We start from the raw sequence: 20,511 nt of genomic DNA, 5'->3' as shown, positions 1-20,511 counted from the left end.
ACGACGATGGAAGGGATATGACCGAATCCCGCCGCACCGAGCTCCTCCCCCGCGATCGCCGCGATCTGACCGGACCGTTCGACGTGATCGGCGACGTCCACGGCTGCCGCTCCGAATTGGAGACCCTGCTCGGCGAACTCGGCTACGTCCTGGACCGTGACGTCCGCGGCCGCCCGATCGGCGCCGCCCACCCGGGCGAGCGCACCGTGGTCTTCGTCGGCGACCTCGTCGACCGGGGCCCCGACACACCCGGGGTGCTGCGTCTGGTGATGGGGATGGTGGCCGCGAGAACCGCCCTGTGCGTCACCGGCAACCACGATCACAAGCTGATGCGCGCCCTCGACGGCCGCAATGTCCGCATCGCGCACGGCCTCGAACAGTCGCTGTCCCAACTGGCCGACGAAGACCTCGAATTCCGTACGGCCGCACACGCTTTCCTCGGCACCCTGCCGAGCCACTACCTCCTCGACGGCGGCGCGCTGGTCGTGGCCCACGCGGGTCTGCCCGAGAGCCTGCACGGCAGCACGTCGGGCCGAGCCCGCTCCTTCGCCCTCTACGGCGCCCCCACCGGTGAGCTCGACGAACACGGCTATCCCGTCCGCTACGACTGGGCCAAGGACTATCGGGGCGCCCCCACGGTCCTCTACGGCCACACGCCGGTCCACACCTTGACCTGGGTCAACAACACCCTCTGCCTGGACACCGGCGCCGTCTTCGGCGGCACCCTCTCCGCCCTGCGCTACCCCGAGATGACCACGATCTCCGTCCCCGCCGAGCAGGTCTGGAGTGAACGCGCGGGCATCACGCCCGTGCCCGACTGAGCCTGTCGACGCGACACCGCAGCGCCGGGCGCCGGGACCCGTCGCCGAATCGTCAACGTCGAACCCGGGTGTGACGTGCGGATTTCCCACCTGATGGGCCTACCATCAGCAGCGGACGACCCGACTCATCGACGAGGAGAGGTTCATGCGCCGTACATTTCTCGCTCTGTCCGTATTCGCTCCGCTCATGGTCAGCGGTGTCGCGAGCGCCGATCCAGCACCGCAGGGGACGGGGACGCTGACGGCGTGGACGTTCACCGGACGGGAGCCGGTTCCGGTGAACCGGGCCGATATCGAGGTGACGCCGTGCGAGGCGAAACAGGTGGTCGCGACGCTGGTCAGCGGGGCCGACGGGCGCGCCACGGTGGCGCTGCCCGCGGGGTGTTACGAGGCGAAGGTGGTGACGGTGCCCGGCGGCTGCGGGTTGGCCGTCACCGAGCCGGTGCGGGTCACCGTGGCCGCGGGTACGGAGGCGCGGGCGGACTTCCGGTTCGGCTGCGCCTGACCGACGTTCAGTCCTTCGGGCCACCGGCCACGTAGATGACCTGGCCCGAGACGAAGCCGGCGCCCTCGCTCACGAAGAACGCGGCGGTGTTGGCGATGTCTTCGGGCGTGCCGACCCGGTTCACCGGGATCTGCGCGGCCGCAGCGGCCTTGAAGGCCTCGAAATCCGCGCCGACCCGGGCGGCGGTGGCCGCGGTCATCTCGGTTTCGATGAAGCCGGGCGCGATCGCGTTGGCGGTGACGCCGAATTTGCCGAGTTCGAAGGCGAGGGTCTTGGTGAACCCCTGCATGCCCGCCTTGGCCGCGGCGTAGTTGGCCTGGCCGCGGTTGCCGAGTGCCGAGGTGCTCGACAGGTTGACGATGCGACCGAACTTCGCCTCGACCATGTACTTCTGCACGGCGCGGGTCATCAGGAAGGCACCGCGCAGGTGCACGTTCATGACGGTGTCCCAGTCGTCGACCGACATCTTGAACAGCAGGTTGTCGCGCAGCACGCCCGCGTTGTTGACCAGCACGGTCGGCGCGCCGAGCTCGGTGGCGATCCGCTCCACCGCGGCGGCGACGGCCGCTTCGTCGGCCACGTCGGCACCCACCGCGAGGGCGGCGCCCCCGGCGGCCTCGATGGCGGCGACGGTGCCCGCACAGGCGGCTTCGTCGAGATCGAGGACGGCGACGGCGTATCCGTCGGCGGCGAGCTTCGTGGCCACTGCGGCGCCGATGCCACGGGCGGCTCCGGTGACGATCGCGACCTTGCGTTGCGTGGGCATCCGTCTCCTACAAGCCTGAGCTGGGCGAATGGTGATGGTCGGGGTGACAGGATTTGAACCTGCGACCCTCCGCTCCCAAAGCGGATGCGCTACCAAGCTGCGCTACACCCCGATACCTCACCGGCGAGAGCACCGTGGAGGCAATACATGTTTGAGCGGGTGACGGGAATCGAACCCGCACCATCAGCTTGGAAGGCTGAGGTTCTACCATTGAACTACACCCGCAGGCATACGACATCGATGGGATCGCCACGATGTCGTGTGCGCCACGACTGTACCGAACCTCGCGCGAAAAATGCCAATCCGGCCCCTGCCTGCCCGATTGATGCGTGTCGGCCGCCGGTGTACCCCACTCCCCACGCGACCAACCCTCGCCATGCCCGATTAGGGCCTAATGACCCTATCCCCGAAACCCCCTCCCGGCGACGATGGTTGATGCGCCCATGGGGGCCGGCGCCTGCTCCACCGGGGGATTAAATAGGAGAATTTTCCTTAAAAACCCGGCACGTGGGCGGCGAGTAGGCCACCATGAGAATGCGCGTGACGACTACTGCCACATCGTCACGACTCGCACCCCGTGCCAGGAGGGACCCATGGCGACGCAACGTCCACCGCCCAGCGGAGGGCATCACGCTGTATGTTTCGGCTCACGAAATTTCTTTTCGGGAAATATGTAACGCCGGAGACGCTGCAGCGATGTCATACCCGATCGCCATTCGCGAGAGACCAGAGAACGCGTTGCAGAACGTGACTTTTCGGTCTCGGGTGGCTTGCTAGGATCCTTTTTGCCGGACGGGGGTATCTGGAAAGGGGGCGGTGAGCGTGTGCCGAACTCGGTGGACCCAACCGCGTAGCAGTGCGAATGATCGAGGTGGCAAGTTCGTCGCCACCTACCGCCGGTGATGTCGATGACTGTCCACATCGAGCCACCGGTCGCCGCGATGGCCCGCGCCTGGGCCCGCGCGGTCTGCGCCGAACCGGGCTCTTCCACGGCGCCGCACCAGTTGGAGCCGGTGCTCGTCGACATCGTCGAGCGGCTGCTGCACCTGGCTCGGACCGAACCGTTCCCGGTTCCACAGGCGCGCAAGCTCGGCGCGCGGTTGGCCGAGGCGCCGTTCGAACGCACCAGGATGCTGGCCCACGCCAGTCGCTGGCTGCTCGGCTTCCCCTCGGGGGTTCCGGGTTCGCTGGTGGCGACCCGCTGGCCGCTGGTGGCCAGCCAGGCCATCGACAGCTACGCACAGGCTCTGCAGGAACGCGCTCTGGCGCAACAGGAACAGAACATCTCGGCGAAAGTGTCACTGCGCGTACAGGAGATCGCCGCGCTGCAGCACCGCTTGCGCCACGAGGCGACCCACGACGCCCTCACCGATCTCGCGAACCGCACGCTGCTGCAAGAACGGGTGCGCGCGTTCGCCGCCGACCCGAGCCGCGGTGTCGGTGTGCTGGTGGTGGACCTGGACCGCTTCAAACAGATCAACGACGGCTACGGACACGCGATCGGCGACGAGGTACTGGTCGAACTGGCCAACCGCTTGCGTGAGGTGTGCCCGCCCGACACGGTGATCTGCCGATACGGCGGCGACGAGTTCGTGGTGGCGGCCAACCCCCGCCGCGACACCCTCGGCGAGTTGGCGCACCTCGTGGTCGCCGCACTGCGCGACCCGGTGTGGTCGAGCGCGGGCCCCGTGCCGGTTTCGGCCAGCGTGGGCACCGCGTTCTGCCCACCGGGAAAGACGTGCGATTTCACCGACCTGCTGCGTCGCGCCGACCGCGCGATGTACTCGGCGAAATCGGCGGGCGGGCGGCGTTTCGCGCTCGCTGAATCGGGCGACCCCGAACTGGGAACGGCGGTCGCCGGCTGAGTCGGATCGCGAAGCCTGCACTTCGCGTTCCGGCTCAGCCGATTTCGACCGGATCGAGTCGTAACATCGCGGGAGTCCGTGCTCGGAATGGGGGGCACCGGCTGGTTACGGCGCGTTGATGGCCCGCATCGTGACCGTGCGCTCAGTGTTCGAGATAGGTGACCGCAGCCTGGCCTGGGGTGTCGACCGCTACGGCAGACCGGTCCTCGGTGGTGTCGCATCTGCGCACCACGACGATCAGCGGCGCGCACTGAGCGACGCCGCCGAGCCGAAAAACGATGCGGTGCTGCCGGAATGCTCGCCACATGTCACGTGCGCTCGGACCGAGGCCATCCGTGCCGCGGATCCACCTCAGGCCCATCAGAAGTTGACCGGCGGTCGCGCCGAAGACACTCGGCAGCACCGTGGCGTTGGTCACCAGCAGGACCACCAGGAAGATCATGGACCCGAACATCACCGGGGCCTGGTCATCCATGTCGAGGATCCAGTCGTGACCGACGAGCAGCACAACAGCGACGAACGCGACCGCGAGCACACCGTAGGGAAGCACGATGTCGGCGAGGTTGGCCGCTACGTTGCGTAACTTGCGCGGTGACGGGTAGCGCGGATCACCATCGGCGCCATGATATTCCGGCCCGGGTTGCGTCATCCGATCATGCTCGCACACCGGCGGGAATCACACCGGCGGTTGTCAGCGGGGCTGGCAGGTGGGGCACCAGAAGAGGTTTCGGGCTTCCATGACCTTGTGCGCGATGGGAGTGGCGCAGACTCGGCAGGGTTCGCCCTGGCGGCGGTAGACGTAGGTGCGGGGGCGGTCTTTGGTGTAAGACGGTGCGCCGGTGTCGTGTTCGGGCCGGACCACGTGCATGCGGCCGGTGGTGACGCCGATCGGCATGAGGTCGACCAGGTCGGCCCAGAGCGCGTCCCATTCGGTAGGGGTGATCGAGGTGCCGGGGCGGAAGGGCGAGATGCCGTGGCGGAAAAGGACTTCCGCGCGGTAGACGTTACCGACACCGGCGATCAGGGCTTGGTCCATCAGCAGTGCGCCGATCGCCCTGCGAGAACGCCGGATTCGCGCGCCCGCTCGTTCGTGGTCGGCGTCGGCGCGCAACGGATCGGCGCCGAGGCGTGCGGTGAGCGCGTCCACCTCGGGCGGCATCAGCACTTCGCACGCCGTGGGCCCGCGCAGATCGGTGCCGAAATCCGTTGCGGCCCCCAGCATTCGCATACGCACCTGCCCGACCGGCGCCGTCATCGGCAACTCGGCCTCGCTGAAAGTGCCGTACAGCCCGAGATGCACATGCACCGTCGATCCGGACGCATAGTGATGCAGCAGATGCTTCCCATAGGCCTCGGCCCGCTCCAGCACCTGCCCGTCCACCAGCGCGGCGCCTTCGGCGAACCGCCCCTGCGGACTCGAAACCCGCACCACCCCACCGGAGAACCGCTGCTGATGCAGGTCGGCGATCCGGTGGAGGGTATGTCCTTCCGGCACTACGTCAGTACGCGGGGATTTCGGGGGCGATGCCGGTCTTCTCGTAGTCGGCGAGAATGTCGATGCGACGCTGGTGACGCGCCTCGTCCGACCACGCGGCCGCGAGGAACGCGTCGACGATGGCCAGCGCGTCGGCGGTGGAGTGCATGCGGCCGCCGATGCCGATCAGGTTGGCGTTGTTGTGTTCGCGGGCCAGCACCGCGGTTTCGACGCTCCAGGCCAGGGCGCAGCGAGCGCCGGCGACCTTGTTGGCGGCGATCTGCTCGCCGTTGCCGCTGCCACCGAAGACCAGGCCGAGCGAGCCCGGATCGGCGACGGTGCGTCGGGCCGCCTCGATGCAGAAGGCGGGGTAGTCGTCGAGAGCGTCGTATTCGAGGGCGCCGCAGTCGACGACCTCCACTCCGGCCTCCTGCAGATGAGCCTTGACGTGATTCTTCAGTTCGAAACCGGCATGGTCGGCACCCAGGTAAACGCGCATGGCTGCGATTGTCGCAGGCCCGCTTAGAGTCGTTTCATGCACCCGCACGAACCGCATTCCCCGCATTCGGCAGGTTCCCCGCCGGAGCACACCGGACACCAGCCCGACCGAACACCGTCACTGGACAAGGACGCAGCGCCGCCCTCGCCGTGGGCCCAGCCCGATCCGCGGACGGGCGGATTCCCCGCGCAGGACAGCCCACCTCAGCCGCAGGCCGGCCCGTATCCGCCGGTAGCGCCCGGCCAGTACGCCCCTGGCTACTACCCGCCGAGCGGTCCGCCCGCACCGCCGCAATACCGACCGCGCGGACTCATGCCGTGGGATCGCCCCGCCCGGCATCCGTGGGAGATCCCGCTGCTGATCGTCGTCATCATGATCACCGCGGTCGCGTACCTGCTCGCGCTCGCGCTCATGACGGTCGAGCTGTTCGCCGATCCCATCGTCGACGAGCACGGTGTGGAGCAGACCAGTTCGATCGTCACCAGTCCGTATGTGCTGCTGCTGTTGTTCGCGCCGGTGCTGCTGTGGGCGGGTCGTGGTCTGAATCTCGCGACCCAGCGCGTGAACGGGGTGAAGATGTCGCCCACCCAGTTCCCCGAGGGGTACCGGATGGTGCAGGAGGCGGCGGCGCGATTCGGGATGTACAAGGCGCCGGACGCCTACGTCATCCTGGGCAACGGCCAGATCAACGCGTTCGCCGCGGGCCACGGGTTCCGCCGGTTCGTCGTGGTCTACAGCGACCTGTTCGAAATCGGCGGCGCGGCGCGTGAGCCCGACGGACTCGCGTTCATCATCGGGCATGAAGTCGGCCATATCGCCGCTGGTCACGTCTCCTATTGGCGCCAGCTGGGCATGTTCGTCGCACCGTGGCTGCCGATACTCGGGTCGTCGCTGATCCGTGCCCAGGAGTACACCGCCGACAATCACGGCTTCTGTTTCCGGCCGCACGGCGCGTCCACCGCGATGGCGACGCTCGCCGCGGGCAAGTACCTCAACACCGATGTCGGTGTCGACGAGATGGCCGACCGTGCCGCGCTCGACCGGGGTGGTTTCATCTGGCTGGTCAACGCGATGGCCAGCCACCCGGTGCTCACCTGGCGGATGTGGGCGCTGCGCGATCGCAGCAGGCCGGGCCCGATGTTCTGGCGTCCGAGTGCGCCGCATCCCGGCATGATCCCGCCGCACGGCGGGTATCCGCTGAATTCGACGCCGCCCGCGTTGCCGCCGAAGCCGGTCTGATCGGTCGGGGGTGCCCGCTGCGGGCACCCCCGACCGCATGCTCAGTCGAAGACCGGGTCCTCGGTGCGGGTGCGCTTGAGCTCGAAGAAGTGCGGGTACGAGGCCAGCGCGACCACGCCGTCCCACACCGTGCCCGCGTCCTCGCCGCGCGGGATGCGCGAGAGCACCGGCCCGAAGAAGGCAGTCCCGTTGATGTGGATGGTCGGCGTGCCGACATCGGGGCCGACCTTGTCCATGCCCGCGTGATGGCTGGCCCGCAACGCCTCGTCGTAGTCGGTGCTGGTCGCGGCCTCGGCGAGTTCGGCGGGCAGGTTCAGTTCGGCGAGCGCGTCGGCGACGACCGCGTCGAAGGTCTCCTGCAGCGTCTCGCGCTCGTACTCGGCTTTGCGGTCGTGGATCCGGGTGCCCAGCGCCGTGTAGAGCGGGGACAGGATCTCGTCGCCGTACTTCTGACCAGCGGCGGTGACGACCCGCACCGGGCCCCACGCGGCAGCCATCATGTCGACATACCGCTCCGGCAGGCCCTCTTTGCCCTCGTTGAGCACGGCCAGGCTCATCACGTGGAAGCGCGCTTCGATATCGCGCACCTTCTCGACCTCCAGGATCCACCGCGAGGTGATCCAGCACCACGGGCACAGCGGGTCGAACCAGAAATCGGCGACATCCTTGGTGGCCTGCTCGCTCACGATGGGTTCCTCTCGGGTCAGCTGCGGTGGGCCGGGTCGCCCCACCGATTGGTGCAACCGCATCACCGCCGGAATCGTTCCCGTGGGTGAAAACGCGCACTAAGCTCGGGTTGCGAGGAGTCCGGGTCGTCCGCGAGAAGGGGTCCGTTCATGAGCTCGAATCAGCATTTCGTCGTCATCGGTGGAGGTCTGGGCGGAGCGAAGATCGCCGAAGCCCTGCGCGCCAACGATTTCGACGGCCGCGTCACTCTGCTGGCCGCCGAAGAGGAGCTGCCGTACGAGCGCCCGCCACTGTCGAAACAGCACCTGGCGGGCACCCAGCAACTGCCCGATTTCACCGTCGATCCGGCTGCTTGGTACCGCGATCACCACGTCGACCTGCGACTGGGCACCACCGCGACCGCGTTCGATCCGATCGCCAAGACGGTGACACTGCCCGACGGTTCCACGCTCGACTACGACAAATTGGCTCTCGCCACCGGTTCGCGAGCCCGCACGCTCGACATTCCCGGCGCCGATGCCCCCAACGTCTACACGCTGCGCACGATCGGCGATTCGAACGCGCTGCTCGAGATACTGCGCACCGACCGGCGCCTGGTGATCATCGGGGCCGGGTGGATCGGTCTCGAGGTCGCCGCGCAGGCCCGCGCCAAGGGTGTCGAGGTGACGGTGATCGAGACGGCCGACCTGCCGCTGGTCACGGTGCTCGGCCCGGAGATGGGCGCGTTCTACGCCGATCTGCATCGCGCGCACGGCGTCGACCTGCGCACGAACACCTCCGTCGACGCCATCCTCACCGACGAGGACGAGGCGACCGGCGTGCAGCTCGGCGACGGCACCGTGGTGCCCGCGCAGGCGGTGCTGGTCGCGGTGGGCGCGCAGCCCAATATCGAGGCGGCCACGGCGGCCGGGTTGGCGGTCGACGGCGGCGTGCTGGTGGACGCCGCCCTGCGCACCAGCAACCCCGATGTGGTGGCGGTGGGCGATATCGCCGAGCAGGACCATCCGCTGCTGCACCGGCCGATCCGCATCGAACACTGGGCGACCGCGCTGAATCAGCCCGCGGTCGCCGCGAAGACGATGCTGGGCAAAGCGGCTGTCTATGACCGGCTTCCGTATTTCTTCAGCGATCAGTACGACGTCGGGATGGAGTACTCCGGCTATGTCGGACGCGGCGACGACGTGCGGGTGGTGGTGCGTGGCGATCTCGATGAGCGCGAATTCGTCGCGTTCTGGCTGGACACGCAGAACAGGGTGCGCGCGGGGATGAACGTCAATGTGTGGGATGTGACCGACCGGATCAAGCAGCTGATCGGATCGGCGGAGCCCGTCGACCCCGACCGGCTGGCGGACCCGGGCATCCCGCTGTGATTCACTTCACAGCGATCGTTGTGTCGAAGACTGCTCATCGGCTCCGACCAACCGTCGAACGCGCCGCGAGGGCGCAGCGAGCAGGAGCCGAATCATGAAATTCATGCTGGTCAAGACCTATTCCGAGACCGCCTACTGCGACATCCCGCTGCCGGAGTGGGCACCCGAGGACATCGCCGCCCATATCGACTTCCAGCGGGCGCTGGGCGAACAACTCGCCGCCGCGGGCGAACTCGTCGACGCGCAGGGCCTGGCCGCACCCGATCAGGCGATGATCGTGTGCTCCGACGGTCGCTCGGCGCCGGTCGTCACCGACGGGCCTTTCCCGGAGACCAAGGAGTTCCTGGCCGGTTTCTGGGTGGTCGATGTCGATTCTGTCGAGCGCGCGGTCGAGATCGCCGCGCAGGCCTCCGCGGCGCCGGGCCCCGGTGGCAAGCCGATCGGGGAATACATCGAGGTGCGCCAGATCATGAGCGCGCCCGACGTGGCCTGAGGCGAGACGCTGACTGCGCGCATCGAGGACCTGCTGCGTGAACTCTCGCCGCAGGTCCTCGGCGTATTGGTCCGCCGTTTCGGTGATTTCGACCTCGCCGAGGATTCGGTGCAGGACGCGCTGCTCGCGGCGGCGACCCAGTGGGATCGCGACGGACTTCCGGACAATCCGCGTGGCTGGTTGATCCAGGTCGCGCAGCGGCGGATGGCCGACGCGGTGCGCGCCGAGGTGGCGCGGCGACGCAGGGAGACCACGGTTTTCGTGCGGGATGTGCCCGTCGAGGCGGTCGGTCGCGATGACACCCTCGACATGTACTTCCTGTGCTGCCATCCCGGCTTGCCGCCCGCCGGAGCGGTGGCCCTGACACTGCGGGCGGTCGGCGGCCTGAGTACCGCCGAGATCGCGGCGGCCTTCCTCGTCCCGGAATCGACCATGGGTCAACGTATCTCGCGGGCGAAGAAGCGTCTGGCCGAATCGGATCGGCCGTTCGCCGACGGCGCGCACGACAGCACCCGGGTGAGCGCGGTGCTGCAGGTGCTGTACGTGATCTTCACGGAGGGGCACACCAGCACCGCCGGAACGAGGTTGCGTCGCGGGGACCTGTCGGCGGAAGCGATCCGGCTCACGCGTGCGCTGCGCACGCTGCTCCCGGAGAACGCCGAGGTCACCGGTCTTCTCGCGCTGATGCTGCTCACCGATGCCCGGCGCGCCGCCCGCTCCGGTGCGCACGGCGAACTGATCCCGCTCACCGAGCAGGACCGCTCCCGCTGGGACCGCACCCAGATCACCGAGGGTCTTCGCCTGCTCACCGCGACCATGCCTGCCGGGCTGACGGGTCTCTATCAGATGCAGGCCGCCATCGCGGCTCTGCATGCGCAGGCCCGACGCCCCGAGGACACCGACTGGACGCGAATCCTGCTGCTCTACACCATGATCGAACGTCTGACCCCCAATCCGATGATCACCCTCAACCGCGCGGTCGCCACCGCGATGGTGCACGGTCCGGTAGCGGGGCTGGCGGTAGCCGACAGCGTCGCCGAGCCGCTGGCGCGATCGCACCGCCTCGCCGCCGTGCGCGGGCATCTTCACGAAATGGCAGGCGAGCAGGCTGCGGCCGTGCGCGAATACCAGCGGGCGGCCAGACAGACCGCCAGCGTGCCGGAACGCGACTACCTGTTGCTGCGCGCCGCACGTCTGCGAGCGGGCGACGCGTGATATCAGGAGCTGTCGCCCGACCCCGAATTCGGTGGTGTACAGCTCGCTTTCGCGGTCACCCAGGCTGGCGACGTCGCGCGAGCAGGCGCCTGGCAGACTCGCTCCGATGACGGACGTTTTCAGTGCGGGCGTGCTGGTGTATCGCCGCGTCGAGGCCGGAATCGAGGTCCTGCTCGGGCACATGGGCGGGCCGCTGTGGGCGAAGAAGGACGCCTCGGCGTGGTCGATTCCCAAGGGCGAGTATCTGTCCGAGGAAGAGTCCGCGCGCGACGCCGCCGGGCGGGAGTTCACCGAGGAACTCGGGCTGCCGGTACCCGAGGGCGAGTGGATCGACCTCGGTGAGGTGAGTTATCGCAGCGGGGCCAGACGCAAGTACCTCACCGTGTGGGCGGTCGAGGGCGATCTCGACCCGGCCGATGTCGTGCCGGGCACATTCGAGATGCAGTGGCCGCCACGGTCGGGCAAGGTCGCGGAATTCCCCGAGATCGACCGGGCGGACTGGTTCGACCCCGCCACGGCGCGGGAAAAGCTCGGCAAAGGCCAGCGCCCCTTCCTCGACCGCCTCACCGATCAGCTGCACTGAGATCGGGGTAGATTTCAGCTATGCCCAGCGACCTGCAGCTGAAGATCATGAACAGAGTCCACCGCACCCTGCTCACGGTGACCGGCGGACGCCTCGGCAACTCGTTCTTCGGGATGCCGTCCCTGCAACTCACCACGATCGGCCGCAAATCCGGCGAGCCGCGCAAGGTCATGCTGACCGCGCCGATCATCGACGGCGACACGATCGTCATCGTCGCCTCCCGCGGCGGCGACCCCACCCATCCCTCCTGGTTCGTGAACCTGCGCGACAACCCGAACGTCGAGGTGTCACTGCGCAACGGCCCCGTGCGCCCGATGACAGCCCACGTCGCCACCCCCGACGAACGCGCGGCACTGTGGCCTCGGGTCACCGAGGCCTACAAGGGCTACGCCGACTATCAGACGAAAACGACTCGCGAGATCCCCTTGGTCCTGCTCACACCGAGGAACTGACCCACCTGCCGGCGGGTACACAGGGCGGGCATCGAACACGATGCCCGCCCTACACCAGCGCGGCCCGGAACTCGGTGGGACTCGTCCCGCGGAGTCGTTTGAAGGCCGCGCTGAAGCCGAAGGCGTCGGAATAGCCGACCGTGGTGGCCACCTGGGCGACGCTGCGCGCGGGGTCGGCGAGCAGCTCTTCGGCTTCGGCCATGCGCCATTCGGTGAGGTAGGCCAGTGGCGGTTCGCCCATCACCTCGGTGAAGCGCCGAGCGAACAGGGCGCGCGAGACCGCCGCCTCGGTGGCCAGGCTCGCCACGGTCCAGCGGTGGAACGGCCGGTCGTGGATGGCGGTGAGCGCCGGGCCGACGATCGGGTCGGCCATCCCCCGGTACCAGGCGGGCGCGCAATGCTGCTGTTCGGCCAGCCAGGAGCGCAGCGTGCAGACCAGCGCCCAGTCCAGCAGCCGGTCCATCAGCGCCTGCGAGCCCGCGCTGAACCGGACCGCGTCGGCGGCGGATTGTTCCAGCCACAAACACATTTCCGGGTCTTCGTGGACCACCATCACCTGCGGTAGCGCTCGCAACAGCCGTTCGTGGCGTCGCCCCGATGCCCGATAGGCGCCGACGAGCAGCGAAGTCTCGCCGGGCGCACCGGTTGTCGCCGGCGTGACGATCAATTCCGATGTCGCACAACTGATGTCGGTGGGACCGAAGCCGTCCGGCACGAAACAGGACAGCTCGTAGCGCTCGTGTGGACGGCCGAGCGCGGCGGGCGTGTCTGCCAGATGGAAGGGCTCACCCGCTTGCACGAGCGCGGTGTCACCGGCGATCAGAGTCGTGCGTGATCCGTCAGCGAGCACCAGGGTGCCGCCGCCACGCAGCACCGTCACCATGATCAAGGGCGCACGGTCGGCGAAACGAATCGTCCACGGTGGTCGCAGTACCGCATGGGCCACGACCGATCCTTCGGCACGAATGCCGCTCAGCAACGAACTCAACGGGTCCACTCCACCAGCGTAGACGAATTCCTATCGACTGGAGATGATCGCCCATAGATCGTCCACGCGATCCACGGTTGACTGAAGCGACCGGGCCGACCAGCCCGCACCCGATCGAACAGGAGCTCACCGTGACCCAGTCCGCCGCCACCACGACTGCCACCGCCGACCTGACCACCACCGGATCGAGCACCACCGATCCCTCGGCACCGGGTCCCACCGCGCTCGTGGTCCTGGGCCATCACCGCTCCGACTCGCTGTCCGCCCATGTCGCCGACCGCGCCGTCGGCCGCCTCACCGCCGCCGGGTACACGGTCGATTTCCTCGATCTGCAGACCGAGAACTTCGACCCGCGGATGACCGTCGCCGACCAGCCCGAGTGGGGCAACCGCGACAAGATCTACTCCCCCACCGCCGAGGCGCACATGCGGCGCATGCTGGCCGCCGACATCGTGGTCGTGGTGTTCCCGGTCTACTGGCAGAGTGTGCCCGCCCTGCTCAAAGGCTGGATCGACGCCGTATGGAACTACGGTTTCGCCTACGGCCGCAGCAAGCCGCGGCTGGCAGGCAAGCGCATCCTGTGGCTCGGATTGGCCGGAGCGACAGCCGATGACGCGATCATCCCCGGCATGCAGCAGCTACTGGAAGCCCAGCTCAACGAGGGCCTGGCCTACTACAGCGGTTTCGCCGACTCGCGGGTCGGCCTGCTTCCCGACGCCGAGGAGCAGCCCCAAAGTCTCGACGCCGAAGGCAATCTCGTGATCGGCGAGGCGATCAGCGGGGACGCGCGGACCACCCACTACGCCGCCTTCGACGCGAAAGCCGAGGGCTTCGTCGACGCATTGCTCGCCGCGAGTCGCGTCGCCGCCTGACAACGACCGTTCGGCCGACCGCCCAACCTCACCGGTCGGCCGAACACCAGGCCACGCGCGCTGATCCCGTCGCCACCACCGGCTCTCGATGGCGGCGCGAATCGGCTCAGAGCCCGGTGAGCGTACGGCGCAGCACACCGAAAAGGTCTGTGGACGTGCCTGATTCGACCGCCGCCTTGTCGATCAGTTCGATGGCGGCGGCGGTGAACTCGTCGCTCTGGATCTGCACGTAGTCGGCGGGGGTGTCGATGCCGACGGCCTGCGCGGTCAGCGAGGTCGATATCGCCTGCAGGAACGGGACCATCAGCGCGGCCAGGTGCGCCGCGGTGCCGCCGGTGGTGCGGACCATCGTGCCGCCCTGGCGGAACGCGGCGAACATGGCATACATCCCGCCGAGGATCGACAGGTCGTACATGGCGGCGGCACCGAGATCCGCGCCGACGAATTCGGCCCGGCCGAACAGTTCCAGCACCGACCGGTGACGATCGAATGCCGCGGTCGCCCCGCTGTAGATCACGAGCGAAGCCGCGCCGCCGATCATTTCGGGCGATGCCATGATGCCGCCGTCGATCAGTTCGACCTCGTTGGCCACGGCCCACCTGCCCAGCGCACGCGCCTGCTCGGGCGTCGTGGTGGTCAGGTTGACCACCGTGCGGCCCCGCACCAGCGCTGCGGCGGGCTCGATGTGCTCGCGCACGGCAGCGTCGTCGAGAACACACAGGATGACCAGATCGGCCGCCGCCATCGCCTCGGCCGCGGTCGCGGCCACCCGCGCGCCCTGGGCCACCAGCGCTTCGGCCCGCGCCGCGGTGCGGTTCCACACCACCACCTGATGACCGCCCGCCAACAGCGCCTCGGCCAGCGCGGTGCCCATGGCACCGAGGCCGATCACCGAAACACGCTGTGCTGCCGTTGAATTCGTCATAGCTGCCTTTGCGTCGAAGTTCTTGCTGCCGGTTCGGCAACGCACTTCTAGATTTGCCTGCTGCGCTACAATCGACAAGTACCGACTATGAAGTGCAATACCCACCAAAAGGTAAGTAAGGACATCATGCAGCAGCGAGTGCGTCCGTATTCCTGCGAACTCGACGCCGCGCTCGACGTCGTCGGCGGTAAGTGGAAAGCGCTGATCCTGTGGGCCCTGTCGACCGGTACCCAGCGCTTCGGCGACCTGAAACGCCTGATTCCCGGCGTGACCGAGAAAATGCTGATCCAGCAACTGCGCGAGCTCGAACACGACGGGATCATCCATCGCGAGGTCTACGCGCAGGTTCCCCCGAAGGTCGAGTACTCACTCACCGAGCGCGGGGTGTCGCTCAACGCGGCCCTTGCCGCACTCGGCGCCTGGGGCAGGGAGAACATGAACCACATCTGCGCGGTCAAAGGCGTCGACGCACCCGTGCACTGACGCGCCACAGGACCACGCCGGGCCCGCACCGTGTTCGATAGGCGAACGATGGTGGCGCCGGTGCGTCGACCGGCGCCGCTCGCGTCACGCCTGGATTCCGGCCCACTTCTGGCCGGTGATGCGCTCGTAGGCCTCTTCGTACTTGCGGCGAGTGCCTTCGACGACATCGGCGGGGATCTCGGGGCCCGGGTATTCCTTGTTCCAGCCGGTGGAGGTCGACCAGTCGCGCACGAACTGCTTGTCGAAGGAGCGCTGGGCTCGACCCGGCTCCCACTCGTCGGCGGGCCAGAAGCGCGAGGAGTCCGAGGTCAGTACCTCGTCACCGAGGGTGAGAACGTCACCGTCCCACCCGAATTCGACCTTCGTATCGGCCACGATCACACCGGCCTTCGCCGCGTGCTCGGCCCCGCGCGAGTAGATCTCGAGGGTCAGATCGCGCAGCTTCTCGGCCACCTCACGGCCCTCCTGGTTCACCACATCGGCGAAACTGATCGCCTCGTCGTGGCCCTCGGACGCCTTCGTCGACGGCGTGAAGATCGGCTCCGGCAGCTTGTCGCCGTCACGCAACCCCGCGGGCAGCGCGATCCCCGACACGGTCCCCGACCGCTGGTACTCCTTGAGTCCGGACCCGGTCAGATATCCCCGCGCGATGCACTCGACAGCCAGCATCTTCAACGGCTTCACCCGAATCCCGCGGCCGGCGAACTCCGCGGGCACGTCGGTCGCCGAGACCACGTGATTCGGGATTCCGGTGAAGTACTCGAACCACCAGTTCGACAGCTGCGTCAGCAGCGCGCCCTTGTCCGGAATCGGCGTCGGCAGCACCACGTCGTAGACCGAGACCCGGTCCGACGCGACGAGCAGCAGGGTATCGCCGTCCTCGTAGAGGTCACGAACTTTCCCGGCGTGCACATGCTTCAACGTCGAGCCTCCGAATCATGGGTCGTCTACATACTGAGTATGTACGAACTGTACAGACGGCCCCGAGGGCCGAATCACGCCTGGTCACCGCGACGCGGAGTCGGTCGCTCTCCTCGTGATCCGCGCCACGGCCGGAGGGTGGCCGCACGACCGTCACGCCGGCGTGGGCGGGAAACTCGTGAGCGGGGGCCGACGGCAAGTGGCATTGTGGACGCCGAACTACCGTGCCGTGTTCGTCGACGACGAAGGAGATCAATGTCCGCCCCGAATCTCACCCGCGACCAGGCGGTCGAACGCGCGGCCGTAGTGGCCGTGCAGAACTACCGGATCGAACTCGACCTCACCGATCAGCCGCGCGGAGCGGGGTCCGAGGTGTCCGACACCTTCGGGTCGAAGACCACTGTCAGCTTCACCGCCACCCCCGGTGCCGACACCTACATCGATCTGGTCGCGCCGCGCGTGCGGTCGGCGGTGCTCAACGGCGTCGCGCTCGATGTGAGCTCCTACGACGAGTCGACCGGGATCGCGTTGCCGGGGCTGGCCGAGAACAACGAGCTGGTGGTCGAGGCCGACTGCGAGTACTCGCACACCGGTGAGGGTCTGCACCGCTTCGTGGATCCGACCGACGACAACGTGTACCTGTACTCGCAGTTCGAGACCGCCGATGCCAAGCGGATGTTCGCCTGCTTCGATCAGCCCGATCTCAAGGCCACCTTCGACATCGTCGCCACCGCGCCCGAGGACTGGGCCGTGATCTCCAACGGCGCCGATATCGAGCAGCACGAGATCGGCGCGGTCGTGCGCCACACCTTCGCCACCACCCCGCGGATGAGCACCTACCTGGTCGCCATGATCGCGGGCCCGTACGCGAAGTGGTCCGACACCTTCACCGACGCGAGTGGCGAGATCCCGCTGGGCCTGTACTGCCGTGCGTCGCTGGCCGACCACATGGACGCCGAACGGCTGTTCACCGAGACCAAACAGGGTTTCGAGTTCTACCACAACAACTTCGGCGTGCCGTACGCCTTCGGCAAGTACGACCAGCTGTTCGTGCCGGAGTTCAACGCGGGCGCGATGGAGAACGCCGGCGCTGTCACCTTCCTCGAGGACTATGTGTTCCGGTCCAAGGTGACCCGCGCGTCCTATGAGCGTCGCGCCGAGACCGTGCTGCACGAGATGGCGCACATGTGGTTCGGCGACCTGGTCACCATGAAGTGGTGGGACGACCTGTGGCTGAACGAGTCGTTCGCGACCTTCGCCTCGGTACTGTGCCAGGCCGAGGCCACCGAATACACCAGCGCCTGGACCACTTTCGCGAATGTGGAGAAGTCCTGGGCCTACCGCCAGGACCAGCTGCCCTCGACCCACCCGATCGCCGCCGACATCCCCGACCTGCACGCGGTGGAGGTCAACTTCGACGGAATCACCTACGCCAAAGGCGCTTCGGTGCTCAAGCAGCTCGTCGCCTACGTAGGACTCCAGCCGTTCCTGGCGGGGCTGCGCGATTACTTCGCCGAACACGCCTACGGCAACGCCACTTTCGACGATCTGCTCGCGGCGCTGGAGAAGGCCTCGGGTCGTGACCTGTCGGACTGGGGTGCGCAGTGGCTCAAGACCACCGGCCTCAACATCCTTCGCCCCGATTTCGTCGTCGCGGCGGACGGCACGTTCTCGAGCTTCGCGGTTGTGCAGGAAGGTGCCGCGCCCGGTGCGGGCGAGTACCGCGTGCACCGCATCGCGATCGGTGTCTACGACGATGTCGACGGCAAGCTGGTGCGTACCGACCGGGTCGAACTCGACCTCGACGCCACCGGGCGCACCGAGGTGCCCGAACTGGTCGGCGTGCCGCGCGGTGCGCTGGTGCTGGTCAACGACGACGACCTCACCTACTGCTCGCTGCGCCTGGACGCCGATTCGCTCGACGTGGTCGTGCAGCGCGTCGGTGACATCGCCGACTCGCTGCCGCGCACGCTGGCCTGGTCGGCCGCCTGGGAGATGACCCGCCAGGCCGAGATGAAGGCCCGCGATTTCGTGGCGCTCGTGCAGCGCGGGATCGGCTCCGAGTCCGAGATCGGGGTGGTGCAGCGACTGCTCATGCAGGCCAACACCGCCATCTCGAGCTACGCCGATCCGGCGTGGGCAGAGCAGGAAGGCTGGGCGGCATACGCCGACCGGCTGCTCGAGCTGGCCCGTGCCGCCGAGTCGGGTTCGGACCATCAGCTCGCCTTCGTCAACGCGCTGACCGGGGCGAAGCTGGAATCGCGCCACGTCGAGGTGCTGGCGCGGCTCCTCGACGCCGACCCGGCGGCGGCCGGTCTGCCCGGTCTCACCGTCGACACCGACCTGCGCTGGCGCGTCATCACCGCGCTGGCCGCCGCGGGCCGGATCGACGCCGACGGTCCGGCCTCGCCGACCATCGACGCCGAACTGCAAGGCGACCCGACCGCGGCAGGTAAACGCCAGGCCGCCACCGCGGCCACCGCACGCCCGATCCCCGAGGTCAAGGCGCAGGCCTGGGACACGGTGATGGGCGACGACTCGGTGCCCAACATCACCGCCCGCGCCATCGTCGGCGGGTTCGCGCCGGCCGGTCAGGGTGCGGTGCTCGCACCGTATGTGGACAAGTACTTCGCCGAGATCCCCGCCGTCTGGGGCCGCCGCTCGAGCGAGGTCGCCCAGACCGTCGTGATCGGGCTGTACCCGCACTGGGCGATCAGCGAGGAAGCCGTCACCAAGGCCGACGAGTTCCTGGCAGGCGACCACCCACCCGCCCTGTACCGCCTGGTCTCCGAGGGCCGAGCGGGCATCGAACGCTCCTTGCGCGCACGGGAATTCGACGCCAAGTAGTTCGACCGAAGGGCCCGGTGCCGCGATTTCGCCACACCGGGCCCTTTCCCTGTCCGGAGCCCGCCCGAGGCCCGCGCCCGCGCTGGAGCTTCGGGCGACCGACCTTGCTGCTGTCAGCGGATCTGCTGGGGGCAGCAACGGCGGCGCCAGGGGGTGCGCGCGAGGCACCGTGGACCCATGGCACACGACGACAAGACCCCGATGTTCAGCTGGCGAGCCCGCGAACAACTGTTCGGCCGCCGAATCCTCGTCCTCGACGGCCCCCTCGACGACGACAACGGCACCCTGCTCATCACCCAACTACTCACCCTCGGCGCCCAGAGCCCCGAGGCCGGGATCTCGCTGTGGATCCACTCCCCCGGCGGCTCGGTGCCGTCGATGCTGGCGATCCGCGACGTGATGCGCCTCGTTCCGTGCGAGGTGTCCACCCTGGCGCTCGGATTGGCTTGCAGCGCAGGTCAATTCCTGCTCTCATCCGGTGCACCGGGAAAGCGGTACGCCCTGCCGCACGCCCGCGTCCTCATGCACCAGGGCTCGGCGGGCATCGGCGGTAGCGCGGTGGAGGTGGAGGTGCAGGCCGATGACCTGCGCTACACCGTCGACACCGTGCTGGGCCTCATCGCCGGCGACACCGGCCAGCCGTTCGACCGCGTCTACGAGGACTCGCTGCACGACCGCTGGTTCACCGCACCCCAGGCCCTCGAGTACGGGTTCATCGACCACATCGTCGAATCCTTCGATCAGGTCGTCCCGAACCGCCACCGCATCGGAATCACCGCATGAAACTATCTCCCGCACCGACAGCCGCCACTGATTGCGCACGCACACGGGTAACAGCACAACCGCCTGCCGCCGACACGATCCACGAGGCAGACGAATCAGGCAGAAATACACGGAGAGGCGGGCAGTGATCTCATGACCTACACGATTCCCAATGTGGTGTCGCAGCATCGCGGCGGCGGTGAGCGAATCACCGACATCTACTCGCACCTGCTCAGCGAACGCATCGTCTACCTCGGCACCCCCATCGACTCCGGCGTCGCCAACGCGCTCATCGCCCAGCTGCTGCACCTCGAATCCGACAGTCCCGGCCAGGCGATCAGCCTCTACATCAACTGCGAAGGCGGCGACCTGTCCGCCATGCTCGCCGTGTACGACACCATGCGCTTCATCAAGGCGCCGGTGCACACCACCTGTGTCGGCCAGGCGATCGCCGTCGGAGCCGTCCTGCTCGCCGGTGGCGCGGCCGGTCATCGCGCGATGCTCCCGCACACCCGAATCGTGTTGCACCAACCGGCGACTCGCGGCCAGGGCACCATCCCCGACCTGATCCTGCAAGCTGACGAGATCGTCCGGATGCGCGCGGCGATCGAGGCGATCCTGTCCAAGCACACGGGCCAGACCCCGGAAACCCTGCGCCGCGATACCGACCGCGACCGGGTGTTCACGGCCGAGACCGCGCTCGAGTACGGACTGGTCGATCAGGTCCTGCACGAGCGGGAGTGA

Annotated in this window: 22 protein-coding genes and 2 tRNA genes; 14 read left to right on the top strand and 10 right to left on the bottom strand. The window is 68.0% G+C overall.

The window, feature by feature from the left end:
* Positions 1 to 17: 17 nt before the first annotated feature.
* Complete coding sequence (locus ACFQ9R_RS30765; protein ID WP_378995626.1) at positions 18 to 821, top strand: metallophosphoesterase; 804 nt, start codon at positions 18 to 20, stop codon at positions 819 to 821.
* Between the two features lie 145 nt (positions 822 to 966).
* Positions 967 to 1,326: a hypothetical protein gene (locus tag ACFQ9R_RS30760; RefSeq protein WP_378995624.1), complete on the top strand. Its 360-nt coding sequence runs from the start codon at positions 967 to 969 to the stop codon at positions 1,324 to 1,326.
* Positions 1,327 to 1,333: 7 nt separating this feature from the next.
* On the opposite strand, the gene fabG is transcribed toward ACFQ9R_RS30760, so the two are convergent.
* The 3 genes from fabG to ACFQ9R_RS30745 all read right to left on the bottom strand — a co-directional run bounded on the left by fabG (position 1,334) and on the right by ACFQ9R_RS30745 (position 2,317).
* Positions 1,334 to 2,092, bottom strand: a complete 759-nt coding sequence (gene fabG / locus ACFQ9R_RS30755; protein ID WP_378995622.1) for a 3-oxoacyl-ACP reductase FabG — start codon at positions 2,090 to 2,092, stop codon at positions 1,334 to 1,336.
* 35 nt (positions 2,093 to 2,127) lie between these two features.
* Positions 2,128 to 2,204 (bottom strand) — tRNA-Pro (locus ACFQ9R_RS30750).
* 42 nt (positions 2,205 to 2,246) lie between these two features.
* Positions 2,247 to 2,317, bottom strand: a tRNA-Gly gene (locus tag ACFQ9R_RS30745).
* A gap of 683 nt (positions 2,318 to 3,000) precedes the next feature.
* On the opposite strand from ACFQ9R_RS30745, the gene ACFQ9R_RS30740 reads away from it, so the two are divergent.
* Positions 3,001 to 3,957, top strand: a complete 957-nt coding sequence (locus ACFQ9R_RS30740; protein WP_067456742.1) for a GGDEF domain-containing protein — start codon at positions 3,001 to 3,003, stop codon at positions 3,955 to 3,957.
* Positions 3,958 to 4,099: 142 nt separating this feature from the next.
* Here the strand turns inward: ACFQ9R_RS30740 and ACFQ9R_RS30735 are convergent, their stop codons facing one another.
* Genes ACFQ9R_RS30735 through ACFQ9R_RS30725 form a run of 3 tightly spaced genes read right to left on the bottom strand, consistent with a single transcriptional unit; the run spans position 4,100 to position 5,930 of the window.
* Positions 4,100 to 4,606: a hypothetical protein gene (locus tag ACFQ9R_RS30735; RefSeq protein WP_378995620.1), complete on the bottom strand. Its 507-nt coding sequence runs from the start codon at positions 4,604 to 4,606 to the stop codon at positions 4,100 to 4,102.
* Positions 4,607 to 4,648: 42 nt separating this feature from the next.
* On the bottom strand, positions 4,649 to 5,452 hold the full coding sequence (locus tag ACFQ9R_RS30730; RefSeq protein WP_378995618.1) for an Fpg/Nei family DNA glycosylase: 804 nt from the start codon (positions 5,450 to 5,452) through the stop codon (positions 4,649 to 4,651).
* A gap of 4 nt (positions 5,453 to 5,456) precedes the next feature.
* Positions 5,457 to 5,930: a ribose-5-phosphate isomerase gene (locus tag ACFQ9R_RS30725; protein WP_378995616.1), complete on the bottom strand. Its 474-nt coding sequence runs from the start codon at positions 5,928 to 5,930 to the stop codon at positions 5,457 to 5,459.
* A gap of 36 nt (positions 5,931 to 5,966) precedes the next feature.
* On the opposite strand from ACFQ9R_RS30725, the gene ACFQ9R_RS30720 reads away from it, so the two are divergent.
* On the top strand, positions 5,967 to 7,169 hold the full coding sequence (locus ACFQ9R_RS30720; protein ID WP_378995613.1) for a M48 family metallopeptidase: 1,203 nt from the start codon (positions 5,967 to 5,969) through the stop codon (positions 7,167 to 7,169).
* A 41-nt stretch (positions 7,170 to 7,210) separates the two neighbouring features.
* On the opposite strand, the gene ACFQ9R_RS30715 is transcribed toward ACFQ9R_RS30720, so the two are convergent.
* On the bottom strand, positions 7,211 to 7,855 hold the full coding sequence (locus ACFQ9R_RS30715) for a DsbA family protein (protein ID WP_378995611.1): 645 nt from the start codon (positions 7,853 to 7,855) through the stop codon (positions 7,211 to 7,213).
* A gap of 150 nt (positions 7,856 to 8,005) precedes the next feature.
* Between ACFQ9R_RS30715 and ACFQ9R_RS30710 the strand changes: the two genes are divergently transcribed.
* The 5 genes from ACFQ9R_RS30710 (at position 8,006) to ACFQ9R_RS30690 (ending at position 11,969) form a co-directional block, all read left to right on the top strand.
* Entirely contained in the window at positions 8,006 to 9,226 is a 1,221-nt protein-coding gene (locus tag ACFQ9R_RS30710) for an NAD(P)/FAD-dependent oxidoreductase (RefSeq protein WP_378995609.1), read from the top strand.
* Between the two features lie 94 nt (positions 9,227 to 9,320).
* A complete protein-coding gene (locus ACFQ9R_RS30705) occupies positions 9,321 to 9,719 on the top strand; it encodes a YciI family protein (RefSeq protein ID WP_266298409.1) in 399 nt (132 codons plus the stop codon).
* Between the two features lie 9 nt (positions 9,720 to 9,728).
* Positions 9,729 to 10,934, top strand: coding sequence for an RNA polymerase sigma factor (locus ACFQ9R_RS30700; protein ID WP_378995646.1), 1,206 nt, complete (start codon positions 9,729 to 9,731; stop codon positions 10,932 to 10,934).
* Positions 10,935 to 11,040: 106 nt separating this feature from the next.
* Positions 11,041 to 11,517, top strand: a complete 477-nt coding sequence (locus ACFQ9R_RS30695; protein WP_378995607.1) for an NUDIX domain-containing protein — start codon at positions 11,041 to 11,043, stop codon at positions 11,515 to 11,517.
* Between the two features lie 20 nt (positions 11,518 to 11,537).
* A complete protein-coding gene (locus ACFQ9R_RS30690) occupies positions 11,538 to 11,969 on the top strand; it encodes a nitroreductase family deazaflavin-dependent oxidoreductase (RefSeq protein WP_378995605.1) in 432 nt (143 codons plus the stop codon).
* Between the two features lie 49 nt (positions 11,970 to 12,018).
* On the opposite strand, the gene ACFQ9R_RS30685 is transcribed toward ACFQ9R_RS30690, so the two are convergent.
* Positions 12,019 to 12,966 carry an AraC family transcriptional regulator gene (locus tag ACFQ9R_RS30685; RefSeq protein ID WP_378995603.1) on the bottom strand — a complete coding sequence of 316 codons (948 nt, stop codon included), beginning with the start codon at positions 12,964 to 12,966 and terminating at the stop codon, positions 12,019 to 12,021.
* Between the two features lie 68 nt (positions 12,967 to 13,034).
* On the opposite strand from ACFQ9R_RS30685, the gene ACFQ9R_RS30680 reads away from it, so the two are divergent.
* A complete protein-coding gene (locus tag ACFQ9R_RS30680; RefSeq protein ID WP_378995601.1) occupies positions 13,035 to 13,829 on the top strand; it encodes an NAD(P)H oxidoreductase in 795 nt (264 codons plus the stop codon).
* 106 nt (positions 13,830 to 13,935) lie between these two features.
* On the opposite strand, the gene ACFQ9R_RS30675 is transcribed toward ACFQ9R_RS30680, so the two are convergent.
* Positions 13,936 to 14,799 carry an NAD(P)-dependent oxidoreductase gene (locus tag ACFQ9R_RS30675; RefSeq protein WP_378995644.1) on the bottom strand — a complete coding sequence of 288 codons (864 nt, stop codon included), beginning with the start codon at positions 14,797 to 14,799 and terminating at the stop codon, positions 13,936 to 13,938.
* 81 nt (positions 14,800 to 14,880) lie between these two features.
* On the opposite strand from ACFQ9R_RS30675, the gene ACFQ9R_RS30670 reads away from it, so the two are divergent.
* Positions 14,881 to 15,237 carry a winged helix-turn-helix transcriptional regulator gene (locus tag ACFQ9R_RS30670; protein WP_378995598.1) on the top strand — a complete coding sequence of 119 codons (357 nt, stop codon included), beginning with the start codon at positions 14,881 to 14,883 and terminating at the stop codon, positions 15,235 to 15,237.
* A gap of 84 nt (positions 15,238 to 15,321) precedes the next feature.
* Here the strand turns inward: ACFQ9R_RS30670 and ACFQ9R_RS30665 are convergent, their stop codons facing one another.
* Positions 15,322 to 16,158: a phosphoribosylaminoimidazolesuccinocarboxamide synthase gene (locus ACFQ9R_RS30665; protein WP_378995596.1), complete on the bottom strand. Its 837-nt coding sequence runs from the start codon at positions 16,156 to 16,158 to the stop codon at positions 15,322 to 15,324.
* 255 nt (positions 16,159 to 16,413) lie between these two features.
* Between ACFQ9R_RS30665 and pepN the strand changes: the two genes are divergently transcribed.
* From pepN to ACFQ9R_RS30650, 3 genes are all read left to right on the top strand, one after another.
* Positions 16,414 to 19,005 carry an aminopeptidase N gene (gene pepN / locus ACFQ9R_RS30660; RefSeq protein ID WP_378995594.1) on the top strand — a complete coding sequence of 864 codons (2,592 nt, stop codon included), beginning with the start codon at positions 16,414 to 16,416 and terminating at the stop codon, positions 19,003 to 19,005.
* 177 nt (positions 19,006 to 19,182) lie between these two features.
* The gene (locus tag ACFQ9R_RS30655; RefSeq protein WP_378995592.1) at positions 19,183 to 19,788 is read left to right on the top strand and encodes a ClpP family protease; all 606 of its coding nucleotides are present in this window, start codon (positions 19,183 to 19,185) and stop codon (positions 19,786 to 19,788) included.
* A 132-nt stretch (positions 19,789 to 19,920) separates the two neighbouring features.
* Entirely contained in the window at positions 19,921 to 20,511 is a 591-nt protein-coding gene (locus tag ACFQ9R_RS30650) for a ClpP family protease (protein ID WP_378995589.1), read from the top strand.

Source organism: Nocardia sp. NPDC056541 (assembly GCF_042794235.1).
Classification (GTDB): Bacteria; Actinomycetota; Actinomycetes; order Mycobacteriales; family Mycobacteriaceae; genus Nocardia.
The sequence above is the reverse complement of the archived record's forward strand: the minus strand, read 5'-3'. Positions and strand labels throughout refer to the sequence as shown.